Source organism: Dokdonella fugitiva (assembly GCF_014138265.1).
In the GTDB taxonomy this organism is placed as follows: Bacteria; Pseudomonadota; Gammaproteobacteria; order Xanthomonadales; family Rhodanobacteraceae; genus Dokdonella_A; species Dokdonella_A fugitiva_A.
In genome coordinates this window covers 324661-346315 of sequence record NZ_JACGXL010000003.1, presented here as the reverse complement: position 1 = coordinate 346315, position 21655 = coordinate 324661, and the positions used below count along the sequence as shown (strand labels likewise).

General features: G+C 68.9%; 23 protein-coding genes. 14 read left to right on the top strand and 9 right to left on the bottom strand.

From position 1 onward, the window contains the following. Positions 1–16 precede the first annotated feature (16 nt). Together FHW12_RS12005 and FHW12_RS12000 are read left to right on the top strand one after the other, a co-directional pair. Positions 17–943, top strand: a complete 927-nt coding sequence (locus FHW12_RS12005) for an ABC transporter ATP-binding protein (protein ID WP_310735225.1) — start codon at positions 17–19, stop codon at positions 941–943. Further along, a complete protein-coding gene (locus tag FHW12_RS12000; RefSeq protein WP_182531256.1) occupies positions 940–2049 on the top strand; it encodes an ABC transporter permease in 1110 nt (369 codons plus the stop codon). The genes FHW12_RS12005 and FHW12_RS12000 overlap by 4 nt, the downstream gene beginning before the upstream one ends. Positions 2050–2089: 40 nt before the next feature. Here FHW12_RS12000 and FHW12_RS11995 read toward each other — a convergent pair whose 3' ends face one another. Continuing rightward, positions 2090–2584: a GNAT family N-acetyltransferase gene (locus FHW12_RS11995; protein WP_182531255.1), complete on the bottom strand. Its 495-nt coding sequence runs from the start codon at positions 2582–2584 to the stop codon at positions 2090–2092. After that, entirely contained in the window at positions 2581–3933 is a 1353-nt protein-coding gene (gene miaB, locus FHW12_RS11990) for a tRNA (N6-isopentenyl adenosine(37)-C2)-methylthiotransferase MiaB (protein ID WP_182531254.1), read from the bottom strand. Before miaB ends, FHW12_RS11995 begins: the two co-directional genes overlap by 4 nt. A gap of 191 nt (positions 3934–4124) precedes the next feature. On the opposite strand from miaB, the gene FHW12_RS11985 reads away from it, so the two are divergent. Then, positions 4125–5231 (top strand): lytic transglycosylase domain-containing protein, encoded by a 1107-nt coding sequence (locus FHW12_RS11985; protein WP_182531253.1) that lies wholly within the window; start codon positions 4125–4127, stop codon positions 5229–5231. A 57-nt stretch (positions 5232–5288) separates the two neighbouring features. Here the strand turns inward: FHW12_RS11985 and FHW12_RS11980 are convergent, their stop codons facing one another. After that, positions 5289–6464, bottom strand: a complete 1176-nt coding sequence (locus FHW12_RS11980) for a S1C family serine protease (protein ID WP_182531252.1) — start codon at positions 6462–6464, stop codon at positions 5289–5291. 246 nt (positions 6465–6710) lie between these two features. On the opposite strand from FHW12_RS11980, the gene petA reads away from it, so the two are divergent. The 5 genes from petA to FHW12_RS11955 all read left to right on the top strand — a co-directional run bounded on the left by petA (position 6711) and on the right by FHW12_RS11955 (position 10659). Then, positions 6711–7316, top strand: coding sequence for a ubiquinol-cytochrome c reductase iron-sulfur subunit (gene petA / locus FHW12_RS11975; protein ID WP_182531251.1), 606 nt, complete (start codon positions 6711–6713; stop codon positions 7314–7316). Beyond that, positions 7316–8644 (top strand): cytochrome b, encoded by a 1329-nt coding sequence (locus tag FHW12_RS11970; protein WP_259393017.1) that lies wholly within the window; start codon positions 7316–7318, stop codon positions 8642–8644. Before petA ends, FHW12_RS11970 begins: the two co-directional genes overlap by 1 nt. Positions 8645–8672: 28 nt before the next feature. After that, positions 8673–9407, top strand: coding sequence for a cytochrome c1 (locus FHW12_RS11965; protein WP_182531250.1), 735 nt, complete (start codon positions 8673–8675; stop codon positions 9405–9407). 192 nt (positions 9408–9599) lie between these two features. Further along, a complete protein-coding gene (locus FHW12_RS11960) occupies positions 9600–10223 on the top strand; it encodes a glutathione S-transferase N-terminal domain-containing protein (protein ID WP_182531249.1) in 624 nt (207 codons plus the stop codon). Positions 10224–10272: 49 nt separating this feature from the next. Continuing rightward, positions 10273–10659, top strand: coding sequence for a ClpXP protease specificity-enhancing factor (locus FHW12_RS11955; RefSeq protein WP_182531377.1), 387 nt, complete (start codon positions 10273–10275; stop codon positions 10657–10659). A 37-nt stretch (positions 10660–10696) separates the two neighbouring features. Here the strand turns inward: FHW12_RS11955 and FHW12_RS11950 are convergent, their stop codons facing one another. Further along, positions 10697–11047: a DUF3301 domain-containing protein gene (locus FHW12_RS11950; RefSeq protein ID WP_182531248.1), complete on the bottom strand. Its 351-nt coding sequence runs from the start codon at positions 11045–11047 to the stop codon at positions 10697–10699. Positions 11048–11229: 182 nt separating this feature from the next. Between FHW12_RS11950 and FHW12_RS11945 the strand changes: the two genes are divergently transcribed. After that, on the top strand, positions 11230–11982 hold the full coding sequence (locus FHW12_RS11945) for an FHA domain-containing protein (protein ID WP_182531247.1): 753 nt from the start codon (positions 11230–11232) through the stop codon (positions 11980–11982). A gap of 25 nt (positions 11983–12007) precedes the next feature. Here the strand turns inward: FHW12_RS11945 and nadC are convergent, their stop codons facing one another. The 3 genes from nadC to FHW12_RS11930 all read right to left on the bottom strand — a co-directional run bounded on the left by nadC (position 12008) and on the right by FHW12_RS11930 (position 15693). Then, complete coding sequence (nadC, locus tag FHW12_RS11940; RefSeq protein ID WP_182531246.1) at positions 12008–12871, bottom strand: carboxylating nicotinate-nucleotide diphosphorylase; 864 nt, start codon at positions 12869–12871, stop codon at positions 12008–12010. 63 nt (positions 12872–12934) lie between these two features. After that, positions 12935–15298 carry a DUF1631 domain-containing protein gene (locus tag FHW12_RS11935; protein ID WP_182531245.1) on the bottom strand — a complete coding sequence of 788 codons (2364 nt, stop codon included), beginning with the start codon at positions 15296–15298 and terminating at the stop codon, positions 12935–12937. Positions 15299–15420: 122 nt separating this feature from the next. Further along, positions 15421–15693 (bottom strand): Trm112 family protein, encoded by a 273-nt coding sequence (locus FHW12_RS11930; RefSeq protein ID WP_220484422.1) that lies wholly within the window; start codon positions 15691–15693, stop codon positions 15421–15423. A 110-nt stretch (positions 15694–15803) separates the two neighbouring features. Between FHW12_RS11930 and purE the strand changes: the two genes are divergently transcribed. Both purE and FHW12_RS11920 read left to right on the top strand, forming a co-directional pair. Then, positions 15804–16274: a 5-(carboxyamino)imidazole ribonucleotide mutase gene (purE, locus tag FHW12_RS11925; protein ID WP_428993628.1), complete on the top strand. Its 471-nt coding sequence runs from the start codon at positions 15804–15806 to the stop codon at positions 16272–16274. 58 nt (positions 16275–16332) lie between these two features. After that, positions 16333–17472, top strand: coding sequence for a 5-(carboxyamino)imidazole ribonucleotide synthase (locus FHW12_RS11920; protein ID WP_182531243.1), 1140 nt, complete (start codon positions 16333–16335; stop codon positions 17470–17472). Positions 17473–17476: 4 nt separating this feature from the next. Here the strand turns inward: FHW12_RS11920 and FHW12_RS11915 are convergent, their stop codons facing one another. Next, on the bottom strand, positions 17477–18841 hold the full coding sequence (locus FHW12_RS11915) for a hypothetical protein (RefSeq protein WP_182531242.1): 1365 nt from the start codon (positions 18839–18841) through the stop codon (positions 17477–17479). A gap of 115 nt (positions 18842–18956) precedes the next feature. Then, complete coding sequence (sodB, locus tag FHW12_RS11910; protein ID WP_182531241.1) at positions 18957–19535, bottom strand: superoxide dismutase [Fe]; 579 nt, start codon at positions 19533–19535, stop codon at positions 18957–18959. 240 nt (positions 19536–19775) lie between these two features. Here sodB and grxD point away from each other — a divergent pair, with 240 nt between their 5' ends. The 3 genes from grxD to FHW12_RS11895 all read left to right on the top strand — a co-directional run bounded on the left by grxD (position 19776) and on the right by FHW12_RS11895 (position 21607). Next, positions 19776–20093 (top strand): Grx4 family monothiol glutaredoxin, encoded by a 318-nt coding sequence (gene grxD / locus FHW12_RS11905; RefSeq protein WP_182531240.1) that lies wholly within the window; start codon positions 19776–19778, stop codon positions 20091–20093. Position 20094: 1 nt separating this feature from the next. Continuing rightward, positions 20095–20877 carry an SDR family NAD(P)-dependent oxidoreductase gene (locus tag FHW12_RS11900; RefSeq protein ID WP_182531239.1) on the top strand — a complete coding sequence of 261 codons (783 nt, stop codon included), beginning with the start codon at positions 20095–20097 and terminating at the stop codon, positions 20875–20877. Positions 20878–21013: 136 nt separating this feature from the next. Continuing rightward, a complete protein-coding gene (locus tag FHW12_RS11895) occupies positions 21014–21607 on the top strand; it encodes a YhgN family NAAT transporter (protein WP_182531238.1) in 594 nt (197 codons plus the stop codon). Positions 21608–21655 lie beyond the last annotated feature (48 nt).

The window sequence follows — 21655 nt, the reverse complement described above, 5'->3', positions numbered from 1 at the left end:
CGACGCCGATCTCGCGATCCGCGCGCACGGCCTGACCAAGCGTTTCGGCACGCTCGTCGCGGTCGACCACGTCGACCTCGCGGTGCCGCGCCGCAATGTCTACGGATTCCTCGGTCCGAACGGCTCCGGCAAGTCGACCACGATCCGCATGCTCTGCGGCCTGCTCACGCCGAGCGAAGGGGAGATCGACGTGCTCGGCCTGTCGGTGCCCGCGCAGGCCGAGCAATTGCGCACGCGCATCGGCTACATGACGCAGAAGTTCTCGCTGTTCGAGGACCTGACCGTGCGCGAGAACCTCGAATTCCTCGCCGACGTGCAGACGCTGCCGCGTGCGCGCGCGAAGCGGCGCATCGACGAGCTGGTCGAGCAGTACCACTTCGCCGATCGCCAGCGCCAGCTCGCCGGCACGATGAGCGGCGGCCAGAAGCAGCGCCTCGCGCTCGCCTGCGCGGTCATCAACGAGCCCGAACTGCTGTTCCTCGACGAGCCGACCAGTGCGGTCGATCCCGAGTCGCGGCGCGACTTCTGGGAAAAGCTCTTCGAGCTCGCCGATGCGGGCACGACCCTGCTTGTGTCGACCCACTACATGGACGAAGCCGAGCGCTGCCACCGCATCGCAATCCTCGATCGCGGCGTGCTCGTCGCCGATGGCACGCCGGACGAACTCACCGGTGAACTCGCCGGGCGGACGCTGCTCGTCGCCGCGGCGGATCCGCGCCGCGCGCAGCGCGCTCTGGTCGGCGTCGACGGCGTGCTCAGCGTCGCGCAGATCGGCAACAGCCTGCGCGTGCTGATCGCCGACGGCCGCGGTGACGCGAGGCAGCGCGTCGCCGACGCGCTCGCCCGCGCCGGCCAGAAGGCCGACATCGAGGAGACCGCGCCGAACCTCGAGGACGTGTTCGTCTCGGCCACGCACGACGGCGAGCAGGAGCGCGCTGCATGAACCTGCGTCGCCTGTGGGCCGTCGTGCTGAAGGAGCTGCGGCAGATGCGCCGCGACCGCATCACGCTCGCGATGATCGTCGGCATCCCGGTCATGCAGCTCGTGCTGTTCGGTTACGCGATCAACCTGAACCTGCGCGGCCTCGCTGCCGGCATCGCCGACCAGGCGAACACGGCCGGCTCGCGCGCAGTGGTGATGGACATGCTCGCGACCGGCGTGGTCGCGCCGGTCGCCGAGGCGCGCACACCGGACGAGCTCGTCGCGATGCTGCGACGGGGCGAGATCAGTGTCGGCATCGCGGTGCCGCCCGACTTCGAGCAGCGCAAGGCGCAGGGCCGCGAAGCGGTGCAGGTGATGGTCGACGGCAGCGACACGTCGGTGCAGGGCGCCGCGGCGCAGCTCGCGCAGATGGCGCTCGACGCGTCGACGCGCGCGCGCGAGGCGCCGCCCGCGAGCACGCCGCCGCCCGCGCCGATCGGCGTCGTCGCGTTCTACAACCCGGAGCGGCGGTCCGCGGTCAACATCGTGCCCGGCCTGATCGGCGTGATCCTGACCATGACGATGGTACTGTTCACCGGCGTGTCGATCGTGCGCGAGCGCGAGCGCGGCAACATGGAGCTGCTCATCGCGACGCCGCTGTCGCGCACCGAACTCATGGTCGGCAAGGTGCTGCCGTTCATCGCCATCGGCCTCGTGCAGACGACGGTGATCCTCGCGCTCGGCATCTGGCTGTTCACGGTGCCGGTGCGCGGCAGCCTGCTCGACGTCTACTTCGCGGCGGGCCTGCTCATACTGGCCAACCTCACGCTCGGCCTCATGATCTCGACCAAGGCGCAGTCGCAGTTCCAGGCGATGCAGATGACGTTCTTCGTGTTCCTGCCGTCGATCCTGCTGTCGGGCTTCATGTTCCCGTTCGCGGGCATGCCGAAGGTCGTGCAGTGGCTCGCCGAGGTGATGCCGCTCACGCATTTCCTGCGCCTCATCCGCGGCATCATGCTGCGCGGCGCAGGGCTCGCCGAGATGTGGATCGACGTCGTCGCGTTGCTCGCGTTCACCGCGGTGATGATGAGCGCGGCGATCCTGCGCTTCCACAAGCGACTCGATTGAAGCGGCGCTGGGAGGGCGCGGCTCGGCGCGATCGCGGCGCCTACAGCATCCGGTGCATCACGAACACGTCGGTCGGCCCGAGCCGCGCGTGGCGGAACGCCGCCGGCACGCGGCCGACGATCGCGAAACCGTGGCGTTGCCAGAGCCGCACCGCGGCTTCGTTGCTGCCGACGACGAAGTTGTACTGCATCGCGGTGAAGCCCGCCCCGCGTGCCTGCGCGAGCGAGTGCTCGCACATCGCCGAAGCGACGCCCTGGCCGCGCGCGTGCGGCGACACCATGTAGCCGCAGTTGGCGACGTGGTCGCCGAGGCCGGGCTGGTTCGGGCGCAGCATGTAGACGCCGAGCACCTCGTCGTCGCGTTCGGCGACGAAGCAGCGGCTCGGCGGCGTCGTCCACATCGCGCGTGCCAGCGCTTCGTCGATGTCCGGCGGATAGCTGTAGGTGTCGCCCGCGGCGACGACCGCGCGGAAGATCGGCCAGGCGCGCGCGAAGCCGTCCGCGCCGATCTCGCGGATGGCGAGCGGCGCGCTCACGCGGCGCCGGCGGCGAGCCCGTCGTCGAGGTTCACGCGACCGCGCAGCGAGTTGGTCAGCGCTTCGGTGATGACGACGTCGACGAAGCGCCCGATCAGGCGTGTCGGCGCCGGGAAGTTCACCGAGCGCATGTTCTCGGTCTTGCCGGTGAGTTCGTTCGCGTTCTTGCGCGACGGACCTTCCACCAGCACGCGCTGCACGCTGCCGACCATCGACTCGCTGATCGCCTTAGCGTTCGCGTTGATCGCCGCCTGCAGGCGCTCGAGGCGCGCGTGCTTGACCGCGTCGGACGTGTCGTCGGCGAGGTTCGCCGCGGGTGTGCCGGGGCGCTTGGAGTAGATGAACGAGAAGCTCTGGTCGAAGCCGACGTCGTCGATGAGCTTCATCGTCTTGTCGAAGTCGGTGTCGGTCTCGCCGGGGAACCCGACGATGAAGTCCGACGAGATGCAGATGTCGGGGCGCACCGCGCGCAGCTTGCGGATCTTCTGCTTGAACTCGAGCGCGGTGTAGCCGCGCTTCATCGCGGCGAGGATGCGGTCCGAGCCGGACTGCACCGGCAGGTGCAGGAAGTTGGCGAGCTGCGGCACGTTCGCATACGCGTCGACGAGCGAGTCGGAGAACTCGAGCGGGTGCGACGTCGTGAAGCGGATGCGGCCGATGCCGTCGATCTCGGCGATCGCGTGGATGAGCAGGCCGAGGTCGGCGATGGAGCCGTCGTGCATCGCGCCGCGGTAGGCGTTGACGTTCTGGCCGAGCAGGTTCACCTCGCGCACGCCCTGTTCGGCGAGCGCGGCGATCTCGGCGACGACGTCGTCGAACGGGCGGCTGATCTCCTCGCCGCGCGTGTACGGCACGACGCAGAACGAGCAGTATTTCGAGCAGCCTTCCATGATGGAGACGAACGCACTCGGACCTTCCGCGCGAGGCTCGGGCAGCTTGTCGAACTTCTCGATCTCCGGGAACGAGATGTCGACCTGCGGCTTGCCGGTCGCGCGCCGCGCCTCGATGAGGTCGGGCAGGCGGTGCAGGGTCTGCGGCCCGAACACGAGGTCGACGAAGGGTGCGCGCTTGACGATCGCGTCGCCCTCCTGGCTCGCGACGCAGCCGCCGACGCCGATCAGCACCGGCTTGCCATCCAGCTTGTGCTGCTTCCAGCGACCGAGCTGGCTGAACACCTTCTCCTGCGCCTTCTCGCGGATCGAGCAGGTGTTGACGAGGATGACGTCGGCTTCGGCCTCGTCCTGGGTCAGCTCAAGGCCGTGCGACGCGCGCAGCACGTCGGCCATCTTGGCCGAGTCGTACTCGTTCATCTGGCAACCGTGGGTCTTGATGTAGAGCTTGCCGGTCATGGTCGGGGTGGAGGCGTCGTGGACCGTGCAGTTTAGCATTGCCCGGCAAAGGCTTAGCGCCCGCGGGGAACCGGCGCGCGGCGGCGGGGTCAGAAAATCCCGACTGCATGGTGCAGCGCGTCACATTTCGCGCTTGGCAACGTGAACAATGCAGCGGAAACTCTTGAGCCGGATAGGTTTGAATAGCGCCCATGTCGTCCCGCTTGCCCGCCGCCATCACGGGGATTGCCCTCCTGCTGCTCTGTCCGGCAGGCGCGCGTGCGAGTGTGCTGTACAAGTGCGACACGACCGACGGCAGCATCGCCTACACCAGTACGACCAAGGGCTACTCGAACTGCAAGGCGATTTCCGTCTTCGCCGATCCGCCGAAGGCGAAGGCCCCGGTTGTGGCGCCCGCGCACGAGGCGACGGCACATGCGAAGCCGGTGCCGAAGACGGGCTGGGTGTACGAGGAGAACGCGGCGGATTTTTCCGCGGTCGATGCCGCGGTCGCGAGCGAGCCCGCCTCGATCGTGCGCGCGGATTTCCGGCGCGTCGCGGCGGACGTCGCGAGCAGCGCGCCCGTGTACGTGCCGCAGGATTTCTCGGTCGTGCTCGCCGACGTCGCGAGCACGGCCGCTACGGTCGGCAATCCGCTGTTCATCGCGGCGCCGTATCGTCCGCTGCCCAATCGCGCTCGCGCGTTCGCGCAGGCCGAGCCGCCGGTCGCTTCGGCCACGCCGGTGGCAGCCGTGCCGCGCGTGCTGCGCGGCGCCGTCTATCGCGTCCAGCGCAAGAACGGCATCACCGAATACACGAACATCAAGCCGAGCGGCGGCGCGTTCGCGGTGCTGTTCACCTACATCGCGACCTGCGTCGCCTGCGACATCCACTCGAAGATCGATTTCGCGCGCACTGCGCTGCACATCGACGCGTACAAGGCGGAGATCGCCGCCGCCGCGGCCGAGTTCGGCCTCGACAGCGCGCTGTTGCACGCGGTGATCCACGCGGAGTCGGCGTTCAACCCGATGGCGTTGTCGAACAAGGGCGCGCAAGGGCTCATGCAGCTGATGCCCGACACCGCGACCGACATGGGCGTCGCCGACGCGTTCGACGCCAACCAGAACATCCGCGGCGGCGCGCGCTATCTCGCGATGCTGCTGAAGAACTTCAACGGTGACGCGCGCCTCGCCACCGCAGCCTACAACGCGGGTCCCGGTGCGGTGCAGAAATACCGCGGCGTGCCGCCGTACGACGAGACGCAGGTCTACGTCGAGCGCGTCGCGACCTTGCGCGACCGCTACGCGAAGGCGCTGTAGGCCGCTCGCGCTTCGATTCTCTCCCGGTGAGGCGGCTGCCGCGTTGCGGCGTCCGGCCTACGCTCCGGTCGTGCTCGGTGCGGGGCGTTGCACGAGCACGAGGTCGACCGCGAACGGCACGTTGCCGCGCAGGCCCTCGAGGCGCACCTTCGTGCCCGGCGCGAACGCCGCCTCGCGCGTGAGCAGGTCGCCCTGGTCCGCGATCGCGACGCCGTCGAGCTTCAGCAGGAGGTCGCCCGGCTGCAGGCTCGCCTGCGCCGCAGGGCTCTCGGGCAGCACGCGCATGACGACCACGCCGGGCTGGCGTCCGGTCGCGCCCGCCGCGGGCGGGACGTCGGTGTACTCGGCGCCGATCCAGCCGCGGATCACGTGACCGTGCTTGATGATCTGGTCGAGCACCGTCTTCGCGGTCGTGACCGGGATCGCGAAGCCGATCCCTTCAGGCATCTGCGCGCGGCCGAGGCCGGTCGAGATCGGTTTGTTGTAGACCGCCGTGTTGATGCCGATGAGTTCGCCGAGCGCGTTGATCAGCGCGCCGCCCGAGTTGCCGGCGTTGATCGCCGCGTCGGTCTGGATGAAGTCCTCGTAGGCGGACAGGTTCAGCTGGCGCCCGGTCGCGCTGACGATGCCCATCGTCACGGTCTTGCCGAAACCGGCGGGATTGCCGATCGCGAGGACGACGTCGCCGACGGTCGGCGCGGTGTTCTCGGCGATGTCGATCGCGGGCAGGCCCTTGGCGTCGATCTTCAGCACGGCGAGGTCGGTTTCGGCATCGGTGCCGGTGACCTGCGCCTGGGCGACGCGGCCGTCGTCGAGCAGCACCTGGATGTCGTCGGCCCCGGTGATCACGTGGTTGTTGGTCAGCACGTAGCCGTCGGCGCTGAAGATCACGCCGGAACCGAGGCTCTGGTCGCGACGCTGGATCAGAGGCCCGGTCACGTAGCCGAGCAGGCGCTGGTTGATCGGGTCGGGCACCGGGTAGGCGCGGCGCAACGTGGTGATGCGGTTCGCGTAGATGTTGACCACCGACGGAGACGCGTGGCCGACCGCCTCCGCGTAGGAAACCGGACCGCGCCCCGCGTAGGCGCTTTCGGCGCCGGAGGTGGCGCCGGAACCGCGCAGGCGCTCGACCAGTCGCGGCGCGAACACGCTGAGCACGAATGCCGCGGCGAGGCCGACGACGACGCTACGCATGACGAAGACGGCGATGTCGTGGTAACGGCGGCTCTGCATGGAGTTCCGGCTGGCCGCGGCGGCGCTGCGGCGATCGTAAAGGGCACCGCTTTGATTGTGCGGTGCGGGGGCGTTCGTTAAACTACCACGATTTTGGGGCCCGGCCCGCAGGCCGCGCGACCGCCCGGTTTTCGCCGCGGCGTGCACGCGCGAGCGGGGCGCGGCGGTGCGACCGGCGCGGCCGGTCATCGGCGCGGGTAACGTGGTTCCCGCGGATTTTTTTTTCAGCTTTGCAGCGGAGTGCTGATGGCAAACGATGCTGTGGTGGACAAGGGGCGCCGTCGATTCCTGACCGCGACGACCTCGGTCGTCGGTGGTGCGGGTGTCGCGCTGGCCGCGATCCCCTTCGTCAAGTCGTGGGAGCCGAGCGAGAGGGCGAAGTCGGCCGGCGCGCCGGTGCTCGCCGACATCGGCAAGATCGAGGCGGGCCAGAAGGTCACCTTCGAATGGCGCGGCCTGCCCGTGTTCGTGGTGAACCGCACCAAGGCGCAGCTCGACACGCTGGTCACGGTCGACGCGCGCCTGCGCGACCCGAAGTCGGACAACACGGCGCAGCAGCCCGAGTACGCGAAGAACGAGCACCGCTCGATCAAGCCCGAATGGCTGGTCGTGACCGGCATCTGCACGCACCTCGGCTGCGTGCCGGACTTCTTCCCCGAGCTCAAGCCCGAACCGTTCGATCCGCAGTGGAAGGGCGGCTTCTACTGCCCGTGCCACAAGTCGCGCTACGACATGGCCGGTCGCGTCTTCGACGGCGTGCCCGCACCGGCGAACCTCATGGTGCCGAAGTACCACTTCGTCGACGACACGCACATCCTGATCGGCGTCGATCCGGGCAAGGAGGCTGCGTAATGGGCACCACGATGACGCGCCTCCAGCCGAAGAACCGCGTGCTCGCCTGGGTCGAGGACCGCCTGCCGGTACTCTCGTTCCTCAACGCGCACACGAGCGGCTACTACGCGCCGAAGAACTTCAACCTCTGGTACTACTTCGGCTCGCTCGCGCTGCTGGTGCTGGTCAACCAGATCCTCACCGGCATCTTCCTGACGATGCACTACAAGCCGAGCGCGGAACTCGTCGCGCCGGGCATCTCGGCCGCGTTCGCCTCGGTCGAGTACATCATGCGCGACGTCAGCTGGGGCTGGCTGATCCGCTACATGCATTCGACCGGCGCCTCGCTGTTCTTCGTCGTCGTCTACCTGCACATGTTCCGTGGCCTGATGTACGGCTCGTACAAGAAGCCGCGCGAGCTCGTGTGGATCCTCGGCATGCTGATCTTCCTCGCGCTGATGGCCGAGGCGTTCATGGGCTACGTGCTGCCGTGGGGCAACATGTCGTTCTGGGGCGCGAAGGTGATCATCTCGCTGTTCGGCACGATCCCGCTCATCGGCGACTCGCTGGTCGAGTGGATCATGGGCGACTACCTGCCGGCCGACGCCACCCTCAACCGCTTCTTCGCGCTGCACGTGATCGCGCTGCCGCTCGTGCTGCTGCTGCTGGTCGTGCTGCACCTCGGTGCGCTGCACGAGGTGGGCTCGAACAACCCGGACGGCGTCGAGATCAAGGAAAAGAAGAAGCCGGACGGCACGCCGCTCGACGGCATCGCGTTCCACCCGTACTACACGGTGAAGGACATCTTCGGCACCGGCTTCTTCCTGCTGATCGCCGCGTTCATCATCTTCTACGCGCCGACCTTCGGCGGCTGGTTCCTCGAGCACGACAACTTCCTGCCGGCGAACAACCTCGCCACGCCGACGCACATCAAGCCGGTGTGGTACTTCACGCCGTTCTACGCGATCCTGCGCATGATCCCGTCGTTCTTCGGCACGGCGGTGTGGGGCGTGATCGCGATGTTCGGCGCGATCGTGCTGCTGTTCCTGCTGCCGTGGCTCGACAAGGGCATGGTCAAGTCGGTGCGCTACCGCGGCACCGGCTACAAGGTCGCGCTCGGCCTGTTCGCGCTGTCGTTCATCATGCTCGCCGCGGTCGGTGCGGGCGTGACGGCGGAGAAGATCCCGGAATGGTTCGGCGAGAAGGCGGATGCCACCTTCATCGAGAACCTGTTCGGCCGGTTCTGGACCCTCGTCTATTTCGGCTATTTCGCCTTCATCTGGGTCTACACGAAGTTCGGCTTCGAGAAGACCAAGCCGGTGCCGGAACGGGTGACGACGCATGACTAAGGCCACGACCAATACCCCGAGGAGCGCGATGTTCCGCAAGATTGCAGCCCTGCTGGTGGCCGGCCTGATCGGCGTCGGCGTCGCGCACGCCTCCGAAGAAGGCGGCCTCGAGCCGGCCAACATCCGCCTCGACGACGTCGCCTCGATGCAGCGCGGCGCGCGCCTGTTCTTCAACTACTGCTCGGGTTGCCATTCGCTGCGCTTCCTGCGCTACTCGCGCATCGCCGAGGACTTGAAGCTCGATCCGAAGGACGTCGAACAGAACTTCATGTTCGCCGGCGGCAAGATCGGCGACCCGGTGATCAGCCACATGCCTCCGGAAGACGGCGCGAAGTGGTTCGGCAAGGCACCGCCCGACCTCTCGCTCGAAGCGCGCTCGAAGCCGGAGGGCTGGATCTACAACTACCTCAAGTCGTTCTACGTCGACCCGAGCCGCCCGCTCGGCTGGAACAACACGCTGTTCCCGAACGTGTCGATGCCGAACGCCTTGTGGGAACTGCAGGGCATCCAGACCGCGGTGACCAAGCCGGCCGCGGAAGGCCACGACGCGTCGATCGAGAAGCTCGAACTGCACACGCCGGGCCGCCAGAACGCCGAGGAGTTCGACCGCACGGCACGCGACATCGCCACCTTCCTGCAGTACGCCGGCGAGCCGGCCGCGCTGCAGCGCGAGTCGATGGGCGTGTGGGTGCTGCTCTACCTCGCGCTGTTCACGCTGCTCGCCTACCTGCTCAAGCACGAGTTCTGGAAGGACGTGCATTGACGCCCCCGGGGCGGCGGCCATCGCCGCCCCGCATCCCGGCGGGTTCCCCGCCGCCGTCGAATCCCCTGCGGCACTCGTTTCTCGCGCCGATTCCGCGTCCGGACGGTGTTTCCCCCCATCCTAGGCGGGCGCTGCCGCCGCGTAGTACATTGCCGGCGAAGGGCTCGCTTCGAAGGGAGTAGGGGATCCAGCATGGCCTTGAACCAGCGTTCGCGTACCGTCTTGACCCTGTATTCGGCCCACAACTGCGTGCACTGCCATCGGGTACGCATGACCCTAGCGGCCAAGGGCGTGACCTACGACCACGTTCTGGTGGACCTGAACGACCCGCCCGAGGACCTGATCGACCTCAACCCTTACAACTCGGTCCCGACCCTCGTCGACCGCGATCTCGTCCTGTACGACACCTCGGTCATCTGCGAATACCTCGACGAGCGCTACCCGCATCCGCCGCTGATGCCGGTCGATCCGCTGTCCCGCGCGCGCCTGCGACTGGCGATCGTGCGCATCGAGAACGATTGGCTCACCCTCGTCGACGAGATCGAGGCAGGCGGCCGTGCCGCCGACGGCGCGCGCCGCGCGCTGCGCGACGACCTCGTCAAGAACGCGGGGGCGTTCAAGGCCTCGCGCTTCTTCCTCAGCCCCGAGATCAGCCTCGCCGACTGCGCGCTCGCGCCGCTGGTGTGGCGCCTCGATTCGCTCGGCGTGCAGCTGCCGCGCGAGGCGCAGGCGATCATCGACTACGGCGAGCGCATCTTCCGCAGCCAGGGCTTCACGCGCAGCCTTACCGTGGAAGAGAAGGGCTTGCGTCCGTGACGCAGTGGATCGCGTGTTGCTGCGGAGAGCTTGCGTGAACGCCCCGGCGATGACGTCCAACCGCCCGTACCTGTTGCGCGCGTTCCACGAGTGGATCAGCGACAACGGCCTCACCCCGTACCTGCTCGTCGACGCCGGCGCGGAAGGCGTGCGCGTGCCGCCCGGCGCGGCCAAGGACGGGCGCATCGTCCTCAATGTCGCGGCGCGCGCGGTCGGCCAGTTCGAGATCGCCAACGATCGCGTGCAGTTCCTCGCGCGTTTCGGCGGCATCAGCCAATCGGTGTACGTGCCGATGAGCGCGGTGCTGGCGATCTACGCGCAGGAGAACGGCCAGGGCATGATGTTCCAGGCCGACGGTACGCCGGCCGATCCACCACCGACCGCGCCGACGCCGGACGAAGCACCCAAGCGTCCGCACCTGCGCGTGATCAAGTAGGCGCCCGTCGGGTTCGCGGCGCCGCCGCGACGTTGCCTCACTGCACGAGGCGCAGGTGCGTCGGGCGCTCGATGCGCGACCGCGCGTCATCGCCGAGCGGCAGGCTCCACGCCTCGAGGCGCTGGCCCGCGAGATCGAGATGGCAGCGGTGACGGTCGCTACCGTCGATGCTCACTTCGAAGCCGTAGCGGCGCACGACCGTCGGCAGGCCATCGCGCCGCGCGATGGCGAGGCGCTTCAGCGACACCGTCTGGTCGAGCAGTTGCACGCCCGCCTCGCGACAGAGCGTGCGGCTGTGCGCGATCGCGAGTTCGCGCGCGCGCAGGATGTCCATCCAGGCCCAGACCGCGACCGCGATGGCGAGCAGGAACAGCCAGGTGCCGATCATCGGCACAGTGTGGGGATGCCGCGGCGGCCGGACAAGCCCCGCGACGCCCGTCGGTCGCAGGATGGCCGGAGTGCGACGCGCCCCCGCGACAACGGGCCGGGCGCAGGTACAATCCGCCGACGCTCGGCTTCCAGTGGGGGGAGATGATGAAACTCGTGTTTCCTGGCGGTGAACACGCTCCGGTGGAGCTGACGGAAGGCGCCCGCTCGCTCGGCAGCGGCAGCGACTGCAGCATCGTGCTCAAGGGCGAGGGCGTCGTCGCACGTCATTGCGAAGTCGTCGTCGCCGCCGGCAACGCGAGCATCCGGCCGCTCGATGCGCAGGCGCCGACCGTGCTCAACGGTCGCCAGGTCACCGCCGCGACCCCGATCAAGGATGGCGACCTGCTCGTGCTCGGGCGCGTCGGCGTCTCCGTCGTCGGCGAGCGCAAACCCGCAGCCGCGCCGGCCGCGAAGAACGAGCCGGTCGACGACCGCACTCGCGTGCGCACCGCGCTGCCGCGCTACCTGTTGCGCGGCGTCTCGGGCGCGACGCTCGGCAAGACGTTCGCCGTCACCGACAACGCGGTGATCGGTCGCCAGCCCGACTGCGACATTCCGATCCCGGCCGAGGAAGTCTCGCGCCACCACGCGCGCCTCAAGGTCACGCCGGACGGCGTGCTCGTCGAGGACATGGGTTCGGCCAACGGTACCTACATCAACGACAAGCGCACGCAGAGCGGCCTGCTCAAGCCAGGCGAGGAATTGCGCCTGGACACGGTGCGCTTCCTGCTGATCACGCCGGGCATGGACGCGCGCCAGCAGTCCGCCGGGCCGCGTTCGGAGCCGGAGGCGAAGGCGGCCAAGGGCGGCTCGAATGGCGCGATGATCGCGATCGGCGTCGTCGTCGCCGCGGTCGTGCTCGGCGCAATCCTGCATTTCGCCGGCGTGTTCTGAGCCGCGCGGCTGCGCGGCGGCACCGTCAAGGGGCGGTGCCGACGAGTTCCACGCGCATCGATAGGTCGAGCGCGCGCACGTGCTTGGTCAGCGCGCCGACCGAAATGAAGTCCACGCCCGTTTCGGCGATCGCGCGCACGCGCTCGAGCGAAACCGACCCTGATACCTCCAGTGGCACGCGCCCGGCGACTTCGGCGACCGCTTGCGACAGCTCGTGCAGCTCGAATTCGTCGAGCATGATGCGGTCGACGCCCGCGGCGAGCGCTTCGCGCAGTTCCGCGAAATTCTCCACTTCGGTTTCGACCAGCACGCCCGGGTGGAGCGTGCGTGCGCGCGTGACCGCCGCGTGGATCGAGCCGGCAGCCGCGATGTGGTTTTCCTTGATGAGCACGGCGTCGTACAGGCCGATGCGGTGGTTGCGCCCGCCGCCGACGCGCACGGCGTACTTCTGCGCGAGGCGCAGGCCGGGCAGGGTCTTGCGCGTGTCGAGGATCGCGGTGCGCGTGCCGCGTGCGGCGTCGACGTAGGTCGCCGTCGTCGTCGCGGTGGCGGACAGCGTCTGCAGGAAATTCAGGGCCGAGCGTTCGGCCGTCACCAGCGCACGCGCGCGTCCCTCGATCCGGCAGAGCAGGGCGCCGGCGGTGACGCGCTCGCCGTCGGCGGCGAACCATTCGAAGCGCACGCCGGGATCGAGCTGGCGGAAGCATTCCTCGAACCAGTCGCGCCCGCACAGGATCGCCGCTTCACGCGTGATCACGCGTGCGCGGCCGAGCGCTTGTTCGGGCAGCAGGTCGGCGGTCACGTCGCCGCTGCCGATGTCTTCCTCGAGGGCGCGTCGTACGTCGTGCACGACCGCATCGCGCGGCGGAACCAGGACCGGAGTCGTCACGTGCTCTTGCCTTGTGCGGTTGGCGGGCGCGCAGGATAGCAAGCGCGACGCGCGCCGGTGCGCTCAGCCCGCCTGCGGCGCGGCTGGTGCCGCCGGCACGTCGTCGCCGGTGTGCCGCAGGCGCGCGACGATCGCGTCGAGCGCACGGTCGAACAGCGGCACTTCCTCGAGCACCACCGCGCTGCCGCGGCGCAACTCGGCCGCGAGCCCGAACACGGTCTTGTCGCAGACCTTGAGGCCGCGCCGGTTGACGAACAGGTACTTGGAGCTGATCGGGCTGATCCACGACAGCTTCGCGCGTTCGCGCTGCTCGTTCTCGTCGATGAACTCGATCCAGGTGCCGACCTTGATCGCGCGCACCGTCTTGACGAACTCATCCTCTTCGGCCGGTTCGGCGACTTCGGTTTCCATCACGCCGTCGCCGCCGATCGACGAGCCGAGCACGATCTCCTCGACCGGGCTCTGCGTCGCCGCAGCAGGCGCGGGTGCGGGCGCCTCGGCGTCTTCGCTGGCCGCCACAGGTGTCGCGTGCTCGGCGATGACTTCCTTGACGGTCTTCGTCTCGATCTTCTGGCCGTCGAGCAGCCGCTTGTAGAACAGCGACAGCTCGCCCATCAGCTGCTTCACGTCGCTGTCGTGGTAGGCGACCGTCGCGAGGCCGTGGCGCAGCGCCTTCTCGAGCTGCGGCAGCAGCGCGCGCAGGCGCGTGACCTCGCTCTCGGTGGTCTTCGGCTGGGCGCTCCAGACGAACTCGTCGGCGAAGCGCAGCGCGTTCTTCCATTCGTCCGATTCCTCGCCCTGGCGCAGCACCGTGAGCACGAGGTAGTTCGCCCACGGGCGCGACAGCACGCTGTGCACGACCGGCGGCAGGTTGCGGTCCTCGATGCGCTTGAGGATCTCGCGCGCGGCGGTGCGACGCGCAGCCTGCAGCTTCTCGCGACCGCGCGTCGCGTCGGCGGCGCGCTGCTCGGCGAGCTCGGCGCGCTTCTTGTGCTGGTCGATGAAGTCGCCGAACGAAGCGAGCTCGCGCTCGAACACGCCGACGTCGTCGTCGAAGTCGCGCAGCACCGTCTCGACGCAGGCCTTGATGCGCTCGTACAGGCGATGGTCGCGGTCGGATTCCTCCGACCAGCTCTTGCCCGCGTCGGCGAGCAGGTCGAGCAGGCGCCGCGCGGCATGCGACTTCTGCGCGAACAGGTGTTTGTCGAGGATCGCGACCTTGAGGTACGGGATCTGCAGGCGGCCGAACAGCGCCTGCATCTGCGCGGGCAGGTTGCGGTCCTGCAGGATGTATTCGAACAGCATGCCGACGAGGTCGATGGTGTCCTCGTCCGCGCTCGACACGCGCTTGTCTTTGGCGTCGCCGGACAGCTTGTTGACCTGGTCGAGCAGCTCGCGCTTGATCTGCTGCACCGCCTGCGCCGCGTCGGCGACGCTCTCCGCGCGCGCCTGCGCCACGGCCGACTGGCTCTGCAGGATCGTCAGCGCGCTGAGCAGGTCGGTCGGGCTGAGGCCGATGCCACCGACCGCGCTTTCGCCGACGTAGCTGTCGGAGCTGTGGCGGTTCGCGAGCAGCGAACGCAGCGTGTGGTAGATCTCGGCCTGCAGCTGGTCGGCAGCCGGGTCGTAGTAGGTCGGCGCGGCGCTCGCCGCGACGGGCGCGGCGCCGGGCGGCAGGCGCACGCCGGCGCCCGCGGGCGCGGGCTGCTTGTTCGACGGTGCGACGTGCCGCACCTGCGGCAGCACGCCTGCGCGGATCAGCTCGACGTTGACCTCGTCGTAGATCGGCTCGAGGCCGGTCATGACGTATCGGTCGAACAGCTTGTAGATGATGAGCTTGACCTGGACGTTGACCTCGAACTCGCGGATCGCGCTGCGGAACGCGTTGCCGAGCACGGCCGGGCCGATCGGATTGTTGTTGTCCTCGACCTTGCCGCCGCCGATGATGACCGACAGGCGCTGATTCACCTGGTAGAGCGCGCGCTGCAGGCGGTTCTCCGCCTTCGCGACCATGCTGGTCACGGCGAGCGATTCCTCGAGCTCGGTGTCGTCGACGAGCGACAGGCCGCCCGCGGCGGGCTGCGGCGCGACTTCCGTGCGTGCCGCCTTCAGCTTGCCGTCCGCGAAATCGGTGAACGCCTTCGTCGCCTGGTCCTGGAACACGCGTTCGACCAGCTGGCGCTTCTTGCGCACCTCGCGCATGCCGTCGAAATATTCGGTCTGCACCGCGTTGCTGCCGGCGCGCTCGGCGAGATCGAACAGCGCGTCGTCGACGTTCTCGAACAGCGTGCCGACGAGGCCGTTGATGCGCTTCAGCGACACGCCGCGAACGAGCTTGAGCAGGTCGCCGAGGCGATCGGCCGCGGCCGCGGCCGGTTGGCGCTGCTGCAGGTCGACGACGTTCGGGTTGTCTTTGGGAGCGGTCATTGAAAGCCTTCCGTAGGGTGCCGGTACCCCGCTTCGCGCGTATGCGCCGGCCTGCGGGCTAGCTTAAAGGGGTACCGTTCATGGAACGTGATTTGCATCACACTCGACTGGGGCAAATGGTATCAGCGGTCCGGAAAGTCCCCCAGCTGGACGGTCGCGATCGCCTCGTCCGCGAGCATCACCGGGATGTCGTCCTCGATCGGGTATATGGTCTGGCGGTCGCGCGTGATCAAGCCGGCCGTGAACGCGCCCGCGACCGTTGCGCCGGCGCCGTTGCGGACCGGAGCGGACGCGATCGCGCGGTTGAGCGCGGCGAGTTCGCCTTCGGTGAGCAGGCGCACCGGCACGTGCGTGGTCGGGCAACACAGGATGTCGAGCAGGTGCTTGTCGATCATGGGGAAAAGCGGGAGCGGCCAGGTGCGGCCGGATGCGCGTACAATAGCGATTTAAGCTGACGACGGCCATGACAGAAAGCGCGAGCGGTCGGCCCCGCATCGGCGTCGTGATGGGTTCCCGGTCGGACTGGGACACGATGCGCCACGCGGTCGAAACCCTGGAGCGGCTCGGCATCGAGCACGAAGTGCGCGTCGTGTCCGCGCATCGCACGCCGGATCTGCTGTTCGACTACGCCGCGACTTCCGTCGAGCGCGGCCTCGCCGCGATCATCGCCGGCGCCGGCGGCGCCGCGCACCTGCCGGGCATGCTCGCCGCGAAGACGCGCCTGCCCGTGCTCGGCGTGCCGGTGCAGTCGCACGCACTGAACGGCATGGATTCGCTGCTGTCGATCGTGCAGATGCCGGCCGGCATTCCGGTCGCGACGTTCGCCATCGGCCGTGCCGGCGCGGTCAACGCGGCGCTGTGCGCGGCGGCGATGCTGTCGACCGGCGATGCGCTGCTCGCGCGCCGCCTCGACGCGTTCCGCCACGAACAGACCGCGACCGTGCTCGCGCACCCCGATCCGCGCACGCCCGCATGAACATGGGTCGGCATCGAATGCCAGCGCGCCTTCGCGCACCTGCCCGCGTGGCCCTCCGATGAACCATTCCGGACGAACGATCGGCGTGCTCGGCGGCGGCCAGCTCGCGCGCATGCTCGCGCTCGCGGGCGCACCGCTCGGCCTGCGTTTCCTCGTCGTCGACAGCGCCGAGGACGCATGCGCCGCGCAGGTCGCGCCGATGCTGCGCGCGGACTGGCGCGACTTCGACGCGCTCGCCGATTTCGCGCGACGCATCGATGTCGCGACCTTCGATTTCGAGAACGTGCCTGCCGACACCGCGCAGTGGCTGACCGAGCACACGAAGGTGTTCCCGAACCCGCGCGCGCTCGCGACGTCGCAGGACCGTCTCGCCGAGAAGAGCCTGTTCCGCGAGATCGGCCTCGACACGCCCGCATTCGCCGCGGTCGATTCACGCGAAGGCCTCGCGCGTGCGATCGAGGGGATCGGCACGCCGTCGATCCTCAAGACGCGACGCCTCGGCTACGACGGCAAGGGCCAGTTCCGCCTCAAGTCACCGGGCGACGTCGACGCCGCGTGGCAGGCGCTCGGCGGCGCGCCGTCGATCCTCGAGGCGTTCGTGCCGTTCGAGCGCGAGCTGTCGGTGATCGCGGTGCGTGCGCGCGACGGCGAGTTCCGCACCTGGCCGCTGACGCAGAACTGGCATGCCGACGGCATCCTCTCGGCGAGCCTCGCGCCGGCGCCGCACGCGGATGCGCTCGCGCCGATCGCGTTCGCGCACGCGCGGCGCATCGCCGAACGGCTCGACTACGTCGGCACGTTCGCGCTCGAGCTGTTCGTACGCGACGGCCGCCTGCTCGGCAACGAGATGGCGCCGCGCGTGCACAACTCCGGCCACTGGACGATCGAAGGCGCGCCGGCGAGCCAGTTCGAGAACCACGTGCGTGCCGTGCTCGGCATGCCGCTCGGCGACACCAGCGCGCTCGGCGTCAATGCGATGCTGAACTGGGTCGGCGAACTGCCGCCCGCGGATCCGGTGCTGGCCGAGCCGCGCGCGCACTGGCACGACTATGGCAAGAGCCCGCGTCCGGGGCGCAAGGTCGGCCACGCGACGTTCTGTGCGAACGACGCCGCCGAGATGCGCGAGCGCCTGCAGCGCATCGGCGCCGCGCTCGGCCGCGAAGCGCAGGTCGCGCCGGTGATCGCCGCGCTCGGCTGAGGGTTCAGCGCTTGCGCACGAGCAGTTCGATATCCGCGTCCGCGGTAGGCGCCAGCACGCGCGCGTCGTGCTCGCCGTCGATGTCGTAGCCGGGCAGCGAATAGCGCAACGCCTGGCCCGGCACGAGGCGCAGCGACACGCCGTCCGCGCCGTCGCCCAGCTGGCCGACGTCGAAGAGCGCGTCCTCGGCATAAGCACCCGCTTCGCGGCCGACAAGCCGATGCAGCGCGACCGTGCGCAGCGCCGGGTAGAACGCTTCGCCTGCGAAGCGCAGGCGCACGCGGATCGGTTGCAGGGTCGCCGGCAGGCGGAATTGCGCGATGTTGTCGCCTTCGCTCACGTCCAGCACGGGCGCATCGGCGGCCGCCCCGCCGCCATCGAAACGGTGCGTGACGCGCGTCGTCTTCGCGAGCATGCCGTCGACGGAGAATTCCGGCAGCACTAGCGCGAGGCGATAGCGGCCCGGCACGACGTAGCCGCGTTCGGCGTCGCGTGCGTCGCCGCCGATCTCGTAGGATGCGGAGGAGGTGCCGAGCGGTCCGCTGCGCGTGCCGTCTTCGTGGAAGAGGTCGAATTGCGCCGGCAGCGCGAGCGCCATACCGGCGACGTCGACGAGGCGCACGCGCAACGTCGCGCCGGGCAGCTTGCGCAGCGTGTATTCGTCGAGGCCGCGATCGTGCACGGCGAGCATGGCGCACTCCGGAACGCAGCCGTAGCGATAGCCCGCGGGCGCGGCCGTGACGAGTCGATAGGAACCGTCCGGTACGGCGTCGAGCTGGCCGTGTCCTTGCGCGTCGGTGTGCAGCGGGAACGCATGGGTCGGACTCTCGAAGCGCAGTTCGGCGGCGACCGGGGCCTGCCGTTCGTCGCGCAGGTACACATGGAACTCGCCGCCGCTGCCGGCGGCCGGCAGGGCGCGCAACCCGCCGAGCAGATCGCGCGCCGCGTCGCGCAGCGGGTCGTCACCGTCGAGCGGCAGCACGAACCGCGTGCAGTAGCCGTCGGCGCGCAGTTCGCCGGCTTCCTCGCGCGCGAACACGAGGTAGCGGCGTCCCTTCCGCAACGATGCGGCGATGCGGATCGGGCGCGGATCGACCGCACCCTTGAACGACTCCTCGACGCGGAAATAGCCGCCGACCGACGGCGCATCGCCACCGACGCTGATCGCTTCGAGCGCATCGCCGTTCGGCGCGCGAGCGGCGGGCGTGTCGCGCGTGTCGACGAGTTCGCCGACGAACACGCGCTCGGATGTACCGAACCAGCGCCGTCCGTCGTCGCGGTCGTAGGCCGGACGTCGGCAACTGGTCGCCGCGGCAGGCGCCGCGACGAGGACGGCGAGCAGGAGCGGGCAGGCAGGGCGAAATCGCATGGGGCGCGTTCCCGGGAGCGACGCCGATGTCGAACGCAAGAGGGGCCGCGGCGGGGTCCATACATGAAAAAGCCGCTCGGGCGAGCGGCTTCTTCGCACGAACGGTTCGCCGGCCTCAGGCCATCTGGCTTGCGACGAAGTCCCAGTTGACCAGGCTCCAGAACGCCTCGACGTACTTCGGCCGCGCGTTGCGGTAGTCGATGTAGTAGGCGTGCTCCCACACGTCGCAGGTGAGCAGCGGGCGATCCGCGCCGGTGATCGGCGTGCCGGCGTTCGACGTGCTCGCGAGCGCGAGGCTGCCGTCCGGGCGCTGCACGAGCCAGCCCCAGCCGGAACCGAACGTGCCGACGCTGGTCTTGGTGAACTCGTCCTTGAACTGCGCGAAACCGCCGAACGCCTTGTTGATCGCGTCGGCGAGGCGGCCGGTCGGTTCGCCCCCGCCGTTCGGTTTCAGGCAGTTCCAGTAGAACGTGTGGTTCCAGATCTGCGCGGCGTTGTTGAACATGCCGCCGGACGACTTGCGGATGATCTCCTCGAGCGAAAGGTTCTCGAACTCGGTGCCCTTGATCTGGTTGTTGAGGTTGGTGACGTAGGTCTGGTGGTGCTTGCCATAGTGATAGTCGATGGTCTCCGCCGAGATGTGCGGGGCCAGCGCGTCACGCGCCCACGGAAGCGGGGGCAGTTCGATCGCCATGGGTACACTCCTTGCCGATAGGTAGGGTCCGTCAGTCTAGCAGGATGTCCTGAATGCCCACCTCGCGATCCGCGCCCGAATCGCCGGTATCGGGGCGACATGGCGTCGGCGCGACGGCAACAGCGGCGACCGCGTCGAGCGCGGCGGGACGGCGCGAGCGTGCCGGTCAAACCCCAGGAAGCGCAGTGGTAACATAGGCGATTGCGCGCAATGGCGCGCCGATCCATCCGAAGGTCAGCAATGGACGTCATCGAACGCATCAAAGGTACTCTCGCCGGTCATCCGATCGTGCTCTTCATGAAAGGCACGCCGCAGTTCCCGATGTGCGGCTTCTCGAGCCGCACCGCGCAGGCGCTGAAGGCGGTCGGGGCCGACTTCCACTCGGTCAACGTGCTCGAGGATCCGGAAGTGCGCGCGAACCTGCCGCGCTACTCGAACTGGCCGACGTTCCCGCAGCTGTTCATCCACGGCGAGCTCATCGGCGGCTGCGACATCACGCTGGAATTGTACGAGTCGGGCGAGCTCGAGCGTCTCGTGCAGGACGCGCGGAAGGCCTGAGATGCTCGCGCCGGTGCAACTCGCGGCCGGGACGTTCGCGCCGGCCGTCGATTCGCTGCGCGAACGCGTCGTGCTCGTCACGGGCGCGACCGGCGGGCTCGGCCGCGCGAGCGCGCTCGGGGCGGCGGCGGCGGGTGCGACCGTCGTGCTGCTCGGGCGCAAGGTGCGACCGCTCGAAGCGCTCTACGACGAGATCGAGCGCCTCGGCGGCGCGGCGCCCGCGCTCTATCCGATGGACCTCGCAGGTGCGACCCCGAAGGACCATGCGGACCTCGCCGCCGCGATCGAGCGCGAATGCGGCCGCCTCGACGGCATCGTGCACGCGGCCGCGCACTTCGACACGCTGCAGCCGTTCGAGCAGCAGACGCCGGACGAATGGAACCGCAACCTGCAGGTCAACGTGACTGCGCCATTCCTGCTGACGCAGGCGTGCATGCCGGTGCTGCGACGCTCGTCCGACGCCGCCGTCGTGTTCGTGTTCGACGACGCCGCGCGCGTCGGCAATGCGTACTGGGGCGGCTACGGCACGTCCAAGTACGCGCTGCAGGGGCTCGCCTCGATCGTCCACGAGGAAACCGAGAGTTCGTCCGTCCGCACGCACGCGCTGCTGCCGGGTCCGATGCGCACGACCCTGCGCCGCGCGGCGTACTATGGCGAGGACACGATGGCGCAGCCCGATCCGGCCGTCGCCGCGCAGGCGATCGTCTGGCTGCTCGGCCGCGCTGCGATCGGCGTGCGCGGCAAGCTGCTCGACCTGCGCCGGGACGACACAAGAACAGCCTGAAGCACGGAGCGTACGGAGCACTCGGAGAAGAAGCACAAGCCTTCCTGAGATTTTCCTCCGTATGCTCCGTGTGCTCCGTGTTTCAGTCTTCGCTTCTGCTTTGCTCCAGTTTCCGGGGAACACGATGGAAAGTTCGATGAGCACGGTCTCGGCAGGCCTGCTGCTGTTCCTCATCATGGATCCGCTCGGCAACATCCCGCTGTTCCTCGCGTTGCTGCGCAACGTGCGGCCCGAGCGGCGCCGGCTCGTGCTCGTGCGCGAGATGATCATCGCGCTGGTCGTGCTGTTCGTGTTCCTGTTCGGCGGCCAGTACCTGCTGCACGTGCTCCAGCTCAAGCAGGAATCGGTCGGCATCGCCGGTGGCATCGTGCTGTTCCTCATCGGCGTGCGGATGATCTTCCCGCCGAAGGAAGGCGGCGTGTTCGGCGACAGCGAGGGTGAGCCGTTCATCGTGCCGATGGCGATCCCCGGCGTCGCCGGGCCGTCGGCGATGGCCGCGGTGATGCTGCTCGCCAACAGCAACCCGGGGCGCACCGTCGACTGGAGCGTCGCGCTGTTCGTCGCCTGGCTGGCGACCGCGGTGATCCTGCTGTCGTCGACCTACCTGTACCGCTGGCTCGGCACCAGCGTGCTGACTGCGCTCGAGCGCCTGATGGGCATGCTGCTCGTGGCGCTGTCGGTGCAGATGTTCCTCGACGGCGTCGTCGCCTACCTGCACCCCGTGCGCTGACACCCGGTCCATCCGTCCTCGCCGCCGCGGCATCCACGCGGCTGTAAC

Excerpts from the sequence above, each read along its gene's own strand:
- sodB (WP_182531241.1), bottom strand. The coding sequence starts at position 19,535 with ATGGCGATCGAACTGCCCCCGCTTCCGTGGGCGCGTGACGCGCTGGCC.
- FHW12_RS11980 (WP_182531252.1), bottom strand. The coding sequence starts at position 6,464 with ATGCAGAGCCGCCGTTACCACGACATCGCCGTCTTCGTCATGCGTAGC.
- FHW12_RS11915 (WP_182531242.1), bottom strand. The coding sequence starts at position 18,841 with ATGCGATTTCGCCCTGCCTGCCCGCTCCTGCTCGCCGTCCTCGTCGCG.
- FHW12_RS11935 (WP_182531245.1), bottom strand. The coding sequence starts at position 15,298 with ATGACCGCTCCCAAAGACAACCCGAACGTCGTCGACCTGCAGCAGCGC.
- miaB (WP_182531254.1), bottom strand. The coding sequence starts at position 3,933 with ATGACCGGCAAGCTCTACATCAAGACCCACGGTTGCCAGATGAACGAG.
- FHW12_RS11985 (WP_182531253.1), top strand. The coding sequence starts at position 4,125 with ATGTCGTCCCGCTTGCCCGCCGCCATCACGGGGATTGCCCTCCTGCTG.
- FHW12_RS11965 (WP_182531250.1), top strand. The coding sequence starts at position 8,673 with ATGTTCCGCAAGATTGCAGCCCTGCTGGTGGCCGGCCTGATCGGCGTC.
- FHW12_RS11960 (WP_182531249.1), top strand. The coding sequence starts at position 9,600 with ATGGCCTTGAACCAGCGTTCGCGTACCGTCTTGACCCTGTATTCGGCC.
- FHW12_RS11955 (WP_182531377.1), top strand. The coding sequence starts at position 10,273 with ATGACGTCCAACCGCCCGTACCTGTTGCGCGCGTTCCACGAGTGGATC.
- FHW12_RS11930 (WP_220484422.1), bottom strand. The coding sequence starts at position 15,693 with ATGATCGACAAGCACCTGCTCGACATCCTGTGTTGCCCGACCACGCAC.
- FHW12_RS11920 (WP_182531243.1), top strand. The coding sequence starts at position 16,333 with ATGAACCATTCCGGACGAACGATCGGCGTGCTCGGCGGCGGCCAGCTC.
- grxD (WP_182531240.1), top strand. The coding sequence starts at position 19,776 with ATGGACGTCATCGAACGCATCAAAGGTACTCTCGCCGGTCATCCGATC.
- petA (WP_182531251.1), top strand. The coding sequence starts at position 6,711 with ATGGCAAACGATGCTGTGGTGGACAAGGGGCGCCGTCGATTCCTGACC.
- FHW12_RS11900 (WP_182531239.1), top strand. The coding sequence starts at position 20,095 with ATGCTCGCGCCGGTGCAACTCGCGGCCGGGACGTTCGCGCCGGCCGTC.
- FHW12_RS11970 (WP_259393017.1), top strand. The coding sequence starts at position 7,316 with ATGGGCACCACGATGACGCGCCTCCAGCCGAAGAACCGCGTGCTCGCC.
- FHW12_RS11950 (WP_182531248.1), bottom strand. The coding sequence starts at position 11,047 with ATGATCGGCACCTGGCTGTTCCTGCTCGCCATCGCGGTCGCGGTCTGG.
- FHW12_RS11895 (WP_182531238.1), top strand. The coding sequence starts at position 21,014 with ATGAGCACGGTCTCGGCAGGCCTGCTGCTGTTCCTCATCATGGATCCG.
- purE (WP_428993628.1), top strand. The coding sequence starts at position 15,804 with ATGGGTTCCCGGTCGGACTGGGACACGATGCGCCACGCGGTCGAAACC.
- FHW12_RS12000 (WP_182531256.1), top strand. The coding sequence starts at position 940 with ATGAACCTGCGTCGCCTGTGGGCCGTCGTGCTGAAGGAGCTGCGGCAG.